12 protein-coding genes and 1 pseudogene are annotated in these 11,497 nt (G+C 70.8%); 5 read left to right on the forward strand and 8 right to left on the reverse strand.

Annotated features, from left to right (window positions below; genetic code table 11):
* A partial coding sequence (locus RIN80_RS23695) for a MerR family transcriptional regulator (RefSeq protein WP_309097668.1) occupies nt 1–1,063 on the reverse strand: 1,063 nt, incomplete at its 3' end.
* A gap of 160 nt (nt 1,064–1,223) precedes the next feature.
* Between RIN80_RS23695 and RIN80_RS23700 the strand changes: the two are divergent.
* The 4 genes and pseudogenes from RIN80_RS23700 to RIN80_RS23715 form a co-directional block, all read left to right on the forward strand.
* Nucleotides 1,224–1,814: pseudogene (locus RIN80_RS23700) on the forward strand (sigma-70 family RNA polymerase sigma factor); the annotation flags it as partial.
* Nucleotides 1,815–1,934: 120 nt separating this feature from the next.
* A complete protein-coding gene (locus RIN80_RS23705; RefSeq protein ID WP_309097679.1) occupies nt 1,935–2,762 on the forward strand; it encodes a DUF4397 domain-containing protein in 828 nt (275 codons plus the stop codon).
* A gap of 202 nt (nt 2,763–2,964) precedes the next feature.
* Nucleotides 2,965–3,393 (forward strand): class F sortase, encoded by a 429-nt coding sequence (locus RIN80_RS23710; protein ID WP_309097669.1) that lies wholly within the window; start codon nt 2,965–2,967, stop codon nt 3,391–3,393.
* Complete coding sequence (locus RIN80_RS23715; protein ID WP_309097670.1) at nt 3,390–3,779, forward strand: hypothetical protein; 390 nt, start codon at nt 3,390–3,392, stop codon at nt 3,777–3,779. The genes RIN80_RS23710 and RIN80_RS23715 overlap by 4 nt, the downstream gene beginning before the upstream one ends.
* On the opposite strand, the gene RIN80_RS23720 is transcribed toward RIN80_RS23715, so the two are convergent.
* The 5 genes from RIN80_RS23720 to ychF form a co-directional block, all read right to left on the reverse strand.
* Nucleotides 3,774–4,016, reverse strand: a complete 243-nt coding sequence (locus tag RIN80_RS23720; protein WP_309097671.1) for a colicin immunity domain-containing protein — start codon at nt 4,014–4,016, stop codon at nt 3,774–3,776. The genes RIN80_RS23715 and RIN80_RS23720 overlap by 6 nt on opposite strands.
* A 669-nt stretch (nt 4,017–4,685) precedes the next feature.
* Nucleotides 4,686–5,378, reverse strand: a complete 693-nt coding sequence (locus tag RIN80_RS23725) for a hypothetical protein (protein ID WP_309097672.1) — start codon at nt 5,376–5,378, stop codon at nt 4,686–4,688.
* A 6-nt stretch (nt 5,379–5,384) separates the two neighbouring features.
* Nucleotides 5,385–5,906 (reverse strand): hypothetical protein, encoded by a 522-nt coding sequence (locus tag RIN80_RS23730; protein WP_309097673.1) that lies wholly within the window; start codon nt 5,904–5,906, stop codon nt 5,385–5,387.
* Nucleotides 5,907–6,281: 375 nt separating this feature from the next.
* Nucleotides 6,282–7,352: a hypothetical protein gene (locus tag RIN80_RS23735; RefSeq protein ID WP_309097674.1), complete on the reverse strand. Its 1,071-nt coding sequence runs from the start codon at nt 7,350–7,352 to the stop codon at nt 6,282–6,284.
* Between the two features lie 161 nt (nt 7,353–7,513).
* Nucleotides 7,514–8,602 (reverse strand): redox-regulated ATPase YchF, encoded by a 1,089-nt coding sequence (ychF, locus tag RIN80_RS23740; protein ID WP_309097675.1) that lies wholly within the window; start codon nt 8,600–8,602, stop codon nt 7,514–7,516.
* Between the two features lie 170 nt (nt 8,603–8,772).
* Between ychF and RIN80_RS23745 the strand changes: the two genes are divergently transcribed.
* Nucleotides 8,773–9,381: a DUF6542 domain-containing protein gene (locus RIN80_RS23745; RefSeq protein ID WP_309097676.1), complete on the forward strand. Its 609-nt coding sequence runs from the start codon at nt 8,773–8,775 to the stop codon at nt 9,379–9,381.
* Nucleotides 9,382–9,438: 57 nt separating this feature from the next.
* On the opposite strand, the gene ppgK is transcribed toward RIN80_RS23745, so the two are convergent.
* A complete protein-coding gene (gene ppgK / locus RIN80_RS23750; RefSeq protein ID WP_309097677.1) occupies nt 9,439–10,185 on the reverse strand; it encodes a polyphosphate--glucose phosphotransferase in 747 nt (248 codons plus the stop codon).
* Nucleotides 10,186–10,297: 112 nt separating this feature from the next.
* Nucleotides 10,298–11,323: a 4-hydroxy-3-methylbut-2-enyl diphosphate reductase gene (locus RIN80_RS23755; RefSeq protein WP_309097678.1), complete on the reverse strand. Its 1,026-nt coding sequence runs from the start codon at nt 11,321–11,323 to the stop codon at nt 10,298–10,300.
* Nucleotides 11,324–11,497: the final 174 nt, after the last annotated feature.

The following is an 11,497-nucleotide window of genomic DNA, read 5'->3' on the forward strand; positions in this document are numbered from 1 at the left end:
GCGGCAGCCCCGGCACCGCCCGGCCGCCGGACCAGCCGGGCCCGATCGTCAGGACGACCGGCTTGCGCCGGGCACCGCGTACCCCCCATTCCATCGCGGCAACGTGCTGCGCGAGCGGACGACTTGCCGTACCGCGGGACTGCGCCCACAGCGCCACCGCGGCCGGTCCGGTCCTGCGCACGGCCGTGACGAGCGACTCCACGGGCAGGGCCGCGCCGAACATCCGCACCGGCAGCCCCCGTTCGGCCAGCGCAGCGGCCAGCACCTCCAGCGGCAGCGTGTGGTTCTCCCCCGGGACGCACGCGAGCACCGTGAGGGCGCCCGGGCGGTCGGCGGCCGACACGGGGGTGCCGCGCCGCAGGGCGCCGGAGACGTGCCAGGACAGGAAGTGCTCGACCTCGACGTACTTCTCGCCGGAGCTCTCCCACTTGCGGCCGACGGCCTGGAGCGTGGGCATGATCACCTCCGTCCAGGCGGTGACCAGTCCGTGCTCGTCGATCGCGCTCTGGAGCAGTTCGTCCAGGGCGGCGGCGTCGAGGCGCAGGGCGGCACGGGCGATGCCCTTGCACTCCTGGCGCACATCGCCCAGCCGCAGCCCGCTGCCGGCGCGGCTCGCTGACCGGCCGCGGCCCCGGGTGGCGGCTGTGGCGCGCAGGCCCGCCTGCGCCGAAGCCCACGCGGGGCGTCCGCCCGGGCCCCCTTCCGGGCCCCTTGCCATGGGCCCTTCCGGACCCGCCTCCACACCCGCTTCAGGGCCCGCTGGAGCCTCCGGGTCCGCCTCCCGCCGTCCATCGCCCCGCACCATGCGCGCCGCCTCGGCGGGCGGTATCCCGGTCGCCGTCAGGGCGCACATCCGCTCCAGGCGTGCCACGTCCCCGGCGGTCCACCGCCGGTGCCGCCCGCCGGTGTGGGCGTCGGGGCCGAGCCCGTAGCGGCGGTCCCAGGTGCGGACCGTGGTCGGCGCCACCCCGAGCCGCCTGGCCACCTCCCCGGTGGTCAGACCGCCGCCGTCCTGCGCGGCCTGTACCGGCAGGTCCTCTCCACGCCGTCCCTGTGCAGCCATACGCCCACTGTACGACGCACAAACGACGCATGTTGTCCTGCGTCGTTTGTGCGCCGAACACTGGCGTCGAGCGCAGGGTCGCCGCTTCCCACAGCGCGACCGGTGCGGTTCGGCGGACGGTCTCCCGTCCACCGCGACGCCCGGCAGGAGGAACCAGGCCATGACCACCCACACACGACCGACGGACCTCGCACCGCCCACCGAGGAGAGCCGGTACGAGGAGGAACTGGCCCGGGGCCTCCTCGCCGCCGACGAGGAGGCGTTCGCCGCGATCTACCGCCGCTGGGGTTCGCTCGTCCACACCATGGCGACCCGGCTGCTCGGCGACACCCACGAGGCGGAGGACGTCACCCAGCAGGTCTTCCTCGGCGCCTGGCACGGCCGGGCCGGCTTCCGTCCGGAACGAGGACCCCTCGGCGCATGGCTGGTCGGCATCACCCGCCGCAAGATCGTCGACGCGCTGGCGGCCCGGACCAGGCGCCTGACGCTCATCGACTCGACGGGCCACCGGACCGACCCGGACGCCGGGCACGGCGACACCGCGCCGGACCGCGTGCTGGACCGGGTGCTGCTCGTCGACGCCCTGTCCCGGCTGCCGCGCTCCCAGCGGAAGGTGCTCTGCATGGCCTTCTACGAGGACCTGACGCAGGCGCAGATCGCGGAGCGGACCGGCCTGCCCCTGGGCACCGTCAAGAGCCACGCCCGCCGCGGCCTGCACCGCCTGCGCGCGGTGATCGAGCAGTCCGCGGCGCCCGGCCCGGGCGTGCCCGCACCTCAGCCCTGTGGGCCGCGCATCCAAGGCGGCCACCACCCCCGAAACGGGACCGAGACTCCGCACCGTACGGAGACTCCTTCTGAAAGGACGATCCCCATGAACTCCCGATTCCCCCTCGCCCTCGCAGCCTCCGCAGGTGCTTGCGCCCTTGCCCTCGGGGCGGCCGCCCCGGCCCTGGCCGACCAGCAGGACAAGGCGATGGTGTCCGTCTTCCACGGCATCCCCGGACTGACCGTGGACGTGTACGCCAACGGCGACGAACTGCTCAGCGACTTCAAGCCCGGCACGGTGACGGACCCGCAGTCCCTCGACGCCGGCACCTACGACATCAAGATCTTCGAAGCGGGCAAGGGCCCCTCGGGCACCCCGGCCCTGGAGAAGAAGGTCGAGGTGCCCCAGGGCGGCAACGCCACGGTCGCCGCGCACCTGACCGCCGACGGCAAGCCCCGGCTGACGGCCTTCACCAACGACGTCTCCGCGGTCGACCCGGGCAAGGCCCGTCTGACGGTCCGCCATGTCGCGGCCGCCCCCGCGGTGGACGTCCGGGCCGGCGGACAGCCCGTCTTCACCGGCCTGACCAACCCGAAGGAGGACACCGCCGAGGTCGACGCCGGCACGGTCGAGGCCGATGTGGTGCTCGCCGGGTCGGACACCGTGGCCATAGGCCCGGCCGACCTGCCCCTGAAGGAGGGCACCAGCAACGTCGTCTACGCCTGGGGCAGCGCGAACGACAAGAACCTGGCCCTGGCGACCCAGTCGTTCAGCGGCATGGCCTCGGCTCCCCGGGCCGTGCACGCGGGCGGCAGCGGCGCCGCCGTCACCCCGAACTCCTCCGACACGTGGCCGGCGTGGGCCGCCGCGGCCGGTGTGGTGACGGTGACGGGCGCCCTGACGGCCCGCCGCTTCGCCGGCCGGCGTGGGTGACGGCGGGCGACGGCGCCCGGCCCCGATCCTGGCGGCTGCCGCACTGGCAGCCGCCATCGGCCTCCCGGGCCCGCCGCCGGAACAGCCCGCTCCCCCACGGGACTTCGCGGCGGCCCCGGTGGAACGCCCGGTCCCCACGGCCGCCGCACCGCGACAGCCAAGGGCGGACGAGCGCCCACCGCGACGGATCCTGATCGACGACGTGGACCTCGACGCCCGCGTCACCCCCGTGGGCGTGACGAAGAAGGGCGACATGGCCGTCCCCGGAGACCCGGCCACGGCCGGCTGGTACCGCTACGGCCCGCCTCCCGGAAGCGACCGGGGCTCGGCCGTCCTGGTCGGCCATGTCGACACGGACTCCGGGGACCTCGGCGAGTTCGCCGCCCTGTACGACGTGCGGCGAGGCCAGCGGGTGGAGGTGAGCCGGGACGGCGGGCAGCCGGTGCGCTACCGGATCGTCTCCCGCGTCACCGTTCCGAAGGACGACCTGCGCGCCTCGGCGTTCCGCCGCACGGGCCCGCCCGTCCTCACCCTCATCACCTGCGCGCCGCCGTACGTCCCCGAGCGCGGCGGCTACCTCGGCAACCTCGTCGTCACGGCGGAACCCATCGCCCCCGGGAGGCCGCAGTGACCCACGTGGACCCCTCCCACCTGGTCGAACTGGCCCTGGGCAACGCCCCCCGCACACCCGCCGACACCGAGGCGCTCGACCACATCGACCGCTGCGCCCGCTGCCGCGACGACCTCCGCACGCTGACCCGCGTGGTCGAGGCGGCCCGCACGGCGGAACTGGTCGACCTGCCGGCACAACCCCCGGAACACGTCTGGCGCCGGATCACCCGGGACCTGTCCGCAGAACCGACGGCACCCGAACGCCCCCGGCGCACCCCGGACCGCCGGAAGCACGCCCTCCTCGCCCTGCTGGCCCTCGCGACAGCCGCCGCGCACTGCCGTCGACGCGCACGGGCACGACGCCGAGCCACGCCCCACCTGCCCGGCAGGCCCGGCCGCTCATAGCCCCCGGCACGCCACGAGGAACTGCTCTGCCCCTGCCAGCAGTTCGACTTCCGTCACGTCCCCGGGCTCCCGCGCCGCCGCATCCACCACGAAGTCCTCGACGACATAAAAGAGCTCGTTGAGGACGGCGAAGTCCCGGTCGGAGATGCCCCGCAGATTACGGAACTCGGCCCAGAACCCCGACTCGAACCCCACCGCGTCGATCCGCCCGGAGACGAATCGCTCGGCCAAGGTCACGTAGGGCGCGAGTGCACGTGAAGCAGCCGGGGGCACCATGTCAGATGTTCGCCAATTCCCGCAGTGAAGTCATGGCCGGTTCCGGGTAAACGCCGGACGGCAACGTCCGAGATACTCTACACCCTCGGTGCTGAATGTCCGGACCCCGGACACGTATGCGTCCAGCGAGCAGCTTCGAGGTGGCGCCAGAACGCCGCCCTTTGAGGTGAACTGCATTTGCTCGTCCGTCAAGTGCGACCGGATCAGATAGCTGATCGCCGTGAATTCGATCTCTGCCGCCCCGGCGGTGCGTAAGCTTTCCAGCGAGCCCCAGCGTGAACATGATGTCGATCAACGGAGGCCGGACGGCCGAAAGGAACGCGTGACCGCCCACGATGAAGTCGACCGGCTACTCGAAGAACCCGTAGCGCAAATCTCTCGCACTCAGAGACGCCACGTCGATTCGACGAACCTCCGAAGCCCTCTCATCATCGGACCCGCCATCCCTACGGCAGTGAGGCGTGAAATTGATCTTGAGGGGCATTTATCAGTCCAGTTTCGGGCAAGTCGGGACGTCATCAGCGATGATCCTTTGAAGTCCGATCTGGACCTGAAGCCTCCTGTAGTTGCGAGAGGGCCCCTAGCGCCGGGAGAACTGCCGGCGCCTAGGGGCCCTCGTACCAGTTGCGTCTACGCCTCCGCGACCGAGAGGTACGGGTAGACCTGGATCCAGGTCACGCGGTGCCCCTGCGTGCCGCTGTGGTGCACGTCGAAACCGGACGCCTCGGCCGAGGCACGGATCGACAGCCGTGACGTGTCCGGGAATGTCAACTCGGCGACCTTGCGGTCCCCGTGCGTCCACGTGCACGCCAGACGGCGTGCCGGGGCGTCCCACTTCAGGGTGACGACATGACCGTCGCTTCCTTCAATGCAGACCCGGCCGCGCTCACGCGAGTCGTGCGCTTCATCCCCGCCGTCCGCCGACGTCGGCTCCACGCCGAAGTTCGACATGAAGTCGTCCGCCGCCGGCAGTTCGAGGGGGCCGTGGTTCTGACGCCACCGGTCCTCGAACACTGCCAGTGCACCGGGTTCTCGCTCCAGCAGCGCGTCATAGTGCTCGCCGTCTTCGACGAGTTCCCGGTAGCCGGCCAGGAACTGCAGGATTCCCTCGTCCGGCAGGGATGTGTCGACCCGCCAGCCCGCAGGCACTTCCGGGTCGTCGACTTCGAAATCGGACAGCTCCGTCCAGACCGGAAGCCGGTGGTCGTCCCGTACGAGAACCATGAGCCGGCCTTCGTAACGCGAGACGCCCAGGACGCCGTAACTGCGGTCCGCGGTGAACGAGGAGTCGTCGTCCGCGTACTTTTTGCGACGAATGATCACGGTGTCTCACTTGAACTTGTAGTCACCGACTTCACTGGTCCGGGGATTGTAGACGTAGTGGATCTCGATACCGTCGATGTTCTGGGTCATCTTCTGCCAGCCCTCGTCGCCAGGCCAGCGCTGGTCGGTCATTCCCTTCTTCAGCGGCACGACCCGCGCTCTAGGGCCGGCAGGGTCGGACATCGCCTGCTTCATCGCGATCTGTTCCTTGAGGTTGCGCGCCTCGGTGCGGCCCGTGTTGCCCCGGCCCAGGGGCTTGGGGGCGTCCGGGTTCACACCGACGCCTTCAGGCTTCTTCTTGGCGGCCTCCGCCGCGTCCGCGACCCGCTCCAGGTCCTTGAGCTGGTCGGGCAGCTTCATCGCGTCGCCGATGATCGGCAGAAAGCCGGCCATGCCCAGCAGCGTGCCGGTGTTGTCGCCCTCCTCGGCCGAGCGCTTCACGTCGTACGCATCACAGCCGGAGCCCACGACCGGGATCCAGCCGCAATCGATGAGCAGCAACTCCTCGAGGACCTGGTCGTGGTGCACTGGTTCATGCCCATCGCGTAGTAGCACGCCGTCGTACCGGTGCTGGCGTAGGTGGCCGTGCCAGTCCCACCACCGCCACCGCCCTGGGTGTCTGACCACCGTCGATCTGCACCGCCGTGCCGGAGGGTGCGGCCGGCTTGTCCCAGATATCGGACTGCCGGGAAACCGCCAGGCCCCGCGAGTCGTACAGCGTCTGGCTGGTCAGCCGCCCACCGACCGGGCTGGGAGACTGCACCTGACGCGAACGCAGCAGCGAGTCGAAGATCTCGTACGTGGTGTTGTAACCAGAGCCGTCGCCCTTGAGCGTGCTTGTCGCAACCCACGGCATCGCCGTGTTGGTGACCTTGTACGCGTAGATGTGATTCGGCGTCTTGTTCAGAGCCTTGGAACGGTTGGGCAGCCAGAGCTTGGTGAGCCGGCCCAGACTGTCGAACTCGGACTCTGTGATCTCGGCGTTGGGGTCCGTGACCTGTTCGTGTAGTTGTTACCGCAGTAGTACGGCCCGGACACGCTGCACCGGCCGACGCCGTGGTCGCCGTTGAACTGCCAGAACTTGTCGCCGTCGGAGGACAGCACGGTGCGCTCCGACCTCCCGAGACCGACCGAGGGGTCGATGTACACGGGGTAAACCGTTTCCTCACCGCGCAGGAGGTCGAGGTCCGGCTTGACGGACACCGTCCGGTCGTCGACGTGCACCGGCATCACGACGCTGGTGTCGCCGGCACCCGGCTGGGTGCCCTCTTCGACCGTGGCGTCGGGAGCCGGGTCGGTCGCGGCGGCGGACAGCAACTGGGTGCTCGGGCCCAGGTCCTGGCCCGCGGAGTCCCACATCTGGCCCGCCGGTCCGCGGAAGACGGCGTTGCCGTCCTGATCGAGGGCACGCAGACCACCGCCCGCGCCCTCCACGAGGCGCAGATCAGCGGCCGTGGCGGTCAGCTGGATGTGCTCGAGCGCCGGATTGGCCGCGGCCGTCGCGGACTTGACGACGAGCACCTCGCGGTAGCCCTCGGCGGTTGCGGTCAGCTCCAGGTCCACTCCGGCGAACACCTCGGGGTAGACGGCCTTTGCGCCGTCGAGCCTCGGCTCCGGAAGCTCACCCGACCAGCCGAGGCGCACGCTGCCCTGCTCGGTGCCGAGCTTGATCAAATGCGCTCCGTCGCCGCCCCCGGAGAACGACAGGTCCACCACGGCGGACCTCGGGCCGACGGTTCCGTCCGCACGCTTGACCAGCGTGGCGTCGACCGCCTGCCACTGGCCGTCGTCCCCCTTGGCGCGTTGCGGCACCGCCGACTGTGTGAGCGTGTACGTCCCGTCCGGGTTGGCCAGGGTGGTCATGCGCTTTTCACCAGATCGGTGACACAGTTTCACGCCCAAGCGTGGCACGTGAAACCAGACAGAGTCGGGCGCGTCAGCCGCGCGGCCCGGTCCGAGAAGTGACAGCACCACCTTCGGACCTGGGCAGCAAATGACTGCAGCTCACGCCAACTTGACCGGTCTCCGACAATTTACGAGCCCGGCGACAAGGCCGTCCCCTCCCGGTGACGCCGACAGCGGAGAGCAGGTTTGAGCCATCCTCAGACGCGTGGGACGCGCGACGTGTCATCCGGTCACACGTTGAACCGGAACTCCACCACGTCCCCGTCCTGCATGACGTAGTCCTTGCCCTCCATGCGTGCCTTGCCCTTCGCGCGGGCCTCCGCGACCGAGCCGGCCTCGACCAGGTCGTCGAAGGAGATGACCTCCGCCTTGATGAAGCCCTTCTGGAAGTCCGTGTGGATCACGCCGGCGGCCTCGGGGGCCGTGGCGCCCTTCTTGATCGTCCAGGCGCGGGACTCCTTGGGGCCGGCCGTGAGGTACGTCTGCAGGCCGAGCGTGCGGAAGCCGACGTGGGCCAGGGTCGCCAGGCCGGGCTCCTCCTGGCCGACGGACTGCAGCAGCTCCAGTGCCTCGTCCTCGTCGAGCTCGGCGAGGTCCGCCTCCAGCTTGGCGTTGAGGAAGATCGCCTCGGCCGGGGCGACCAGGGCGCGCTGCTCGTTCTTGAAGTCCTCGTCGGTCAGCTCGTCCTCGTCGACGTTGAAGACGTAGAGGAACGGCTTGGTGGTGAGCAGGTGCAGGTCGTGCAGGAGCCCGGCGCGCTCGGTGCCCTGGACGATGCCCTGGGAGAAGAGGGTGTCGCCCTTCTCCAGGATCTCCTTGGCCTCCTCGACGGCCTTGACCTTCGGCGCGACGTCCTTCTTGATCCGCGACTCCTTCTGCAGGCGCGGCAGGACCTTCTCGATGGTCTGCAGGTCGGCGAGGATCAGCTCGGTGTTGATCGTCTCGATGTCGTCCTTGGGCGAGACCTTGCCGTCGACGTGGACGACGTTCTCGTCCTTGAAGGCGCGGATGACCTGGCAGATCGCGTCGGACTCGCGGATGTTCGCCAGGAACTTGTTGCCCAGGCCCTCGCCCTCGGACGCGCCGCGCACGATGCCGGCGATGTCGACGAAGTCGACCGTGGCCGGCAGGACCCGCTGCGAGGAGAAGATCTCGGCCAGTTTCGTCAGGCGCGGGTCGGGCACACCGACGACACCGACGTTGGGCTCGATCGTGGCGAACGGGTAGTTGGCCGCCAGCACGTCGTTCTTGGTCAGGGCGTTGAACAGGGTCGACTTGCCGACGTTGGGCAGGCCGACGATTCCGATCGTGAGCGACACGTTGCGACTTCCCGTGAGTGGAGAGGGCCAGGCGGCCAGGAGACCGGCCGATCCACCAGTCTACGGCGTGCCCGGAACCGCCCCGGAGGCGTATCGAACGCTTGGCCAAGCCTCGGCCCACGGCGTGTCTCTCGGGCTATTCGGCATATTGAACGACCTAAGTTGGTGCGGTGGAGCAATACAGGACGCGACCTGCCCAGTACGGACCGCGACGCGACCGGCCGAGGCCACCCCTGCCGCCGCAGGTGAAACGGGGGGCGGGTGGCGCTCCCGCGCGTGCGGGCGGCGGGCCCCCGCGCCCGGCGCGGCCGCCGGGGGCGCAGCGCCGTCCGGCGCCCGTGCGGCGGCCGGCCCCCGCCCCGGCGGCGGCCGCCGGGCGGCTGCCGAACCCACGGCTGACCGGGCTGGGCAGCGGGCTGTTCTGCGCGGTGGCGATGTTCCTGCTGGGCGCGCTGTGCGCCGGGCTGTTCGGGGCGTCGCTGACGGCGTACGGCGTGCTGTTCCTGCCGGTGTGCGTGCTGACCGCCGTGTGGGTGCGCCCGGGCGACCTGATGACCGCGCCCATCGTCGTGCCGATCGCGTTCGCCACGGGGCTGCTGCCGGTGGCCGAGGGCGACGGCGGGAGCAGGCTGATGGGGCTGGTCACGGCGCTCGCCACCCAGGCCGGATGGCTGTACGGGGGGACGCTCGTCGCCGGCCTGATCGTCATCGTCCGGCGGATCCGGCTGGTGCACCGCCGGAGGACGGCAGCGGCGGCGGGCGGCCGTCCGGCGGTGTGACCCACCTGCGGCGGCCCGCCGCCCCGGGCCCCGTCAGGCTCTGAGGCCGGGTCCGGCCTAGTGCCCCGCCGCCCGCATCGCCGCGCCCACGATGCCCGCGTTGTTCTGCAGCTGCGCCGGGACGATCTCCGCCTTGATGCCCTCGATGTGGGGCAGGAACTTGTGGGCCTTGCGGCTGACGCCGCCGCCGATGATGAACAGCTCCGGCGAGAACAGCATCTCGACGTGGGCCAGGTACTTGCGCACCCGGTGCTCCGCCCAGTGCTCCCACGACAGGTCGTGGTCCTCGCGGGCCTTGCTGGAGGCCCGCTTCTCCGCGTCGTGCCCGTCCAGCTCCAGGTGGCCCAGTTCCGTGTTCGGGACGAGGACGCCGTCGACGAAGAGCGCGCTGCCGATGCCCGTGCCGAACGTCAGCAGGATCACCGTGCCCTGCCGGCCGCGGCCGGCTCCGAAGTGCATCTCGGCGACGCCCGCCGCGTCCGCGTCGTTCACCACCGTCACCGGCAGCCCGCCCAGCCGCTCGCCGAGCAGCGCACGCGCGTCCGTGTCGATCCAGCCGGCGTCGACGTTGGCCGCCGTACGGATCGTGGCCCCGTCGGTCACCACGCCCGGGAACGTGACCCCGACGGGTCCCGTCCAGCCGAAGTGGTCGACGACCTGCTTGACGCCGTCGGCCACCCCGTCGGGCGTGGCCGGGTGCGGGGTGAGGATCTTGTGGCGCTCCTGCGCCAGGTCGCCCTTGTCCAGGTCCACCGGGGCACCCTTGATCCCGGAACCGCCGATGTCCACGCCGAAGATCTGCATGGGCCCTACGTTACGACGTGGGACTTGCGGTCACAGGCCGGACGGCGATCCCGCCCGGACCGCCCCGGCAGCTCCCCGATCACTTCGCGCCTGCTTCGCGAAGCGTGCGCGATCACTCCGCGGAACGTTCACCCGACGCGGCGCCGCCACGCCCGGCGACCAGTGCGGCCGCCTCCTCGCGCAGGTCGCGGCGCAGCTCCTTGGGCAGGGAGAACGTGATGGACTCCTCGGCCGCCTTGACGATCTCGACGTCCTCGAAGCCGCGCTGGGAGAGCCACTCCAGGACCTGCTCGACCAGGACCTCCGGGACGGACGCGCCCGAGGTGACGCCGACGGTGGAGACGCCCTCCAGCCAGGCCTCGTCGATCTCGTCGGCGAAGTCCACGAGGTGGGCGGCGCGGGCCCCGGCGATCTTGGCGACCTCGACCAGGCGCTTGGAGTTGGAGGAGTTGCGCGAGCCGACCACGATCACCAGGTCGGACTCGGCGCCCATCTGCTTCACGGCCAGCTGGCGGTTCTGCGTGGCGTAGCAGATGTCGTCGCTGGGCGGGGAGATGAGCTGCGGGAACTTGTCCTTCAGGGCGTCGACGGTCTCCATGGTCTCGTCCACGGAGAGCGTGGTCTGGGAGAGCCAGACGACCTTGGACGGGTCGCGGACCTCGACCTTGGCGACGTCGCCCGGGCCGTCGACGAGCTGGATGTGGTCGGGGGCCTCGCCGGAGGTGCCGATGACCTCCTCGTGGCCCTCGTGCCCGATCAGGAGGATGTCGTAGTCCTCCTTGGCGAAGCGGACGGCTTCCTTGTGGACCTTGGTGACCAGCGGGCACGTGGCGTCGATGGTGGCGAGCTTGCCGCGCTCGGCCTCCTCGTGGACCACCGGGGCCACGCCGTGGGCCGAGAACATCACGATGTTGCCCGGCGGCACCTCTTCCGTCTGCTCGACGAAGATCGCGCCCTTCTTCTCCAGGGTCTGCACGACGTACTTGTTGTGGACGATCTCGTGGCGGACGTAGACCGGGGCGCCGTACTGCTCCAGCGCTTTCTCTACGGCGATCACGGCGCGGTCCACGCCCGCGCAGTAGCCACGGGGGGCGGCGAGCAGGACACGGCGGCCAGGCGAAGCAGACATGCGTCCCATCGTAAGGCCGCGTTCGGCGGGTCGGAGATCGCGTCCGTGCGGAGTCCCCGGGAAGACTGAACGAACGCGGCGCGTGTGAGGGAAGGCGGAGGCGGCCCGCGATGGCGGAGACGGGGACGCGGGCCCGCCCGCCCGGCGGGGAGCACGCGCTGCGGCGCGGTCCGGGCTTCCGGG

This window comes from Streptomyces sp. (assembly GCF_031181705.1).
In the GTDB taxonomy this organism is placed as follows: domain Bacteria; phylum Actinomycetota; class Actinomycetes; order Streptomycetales; family Streptomycetaceae; genus Streptomyces.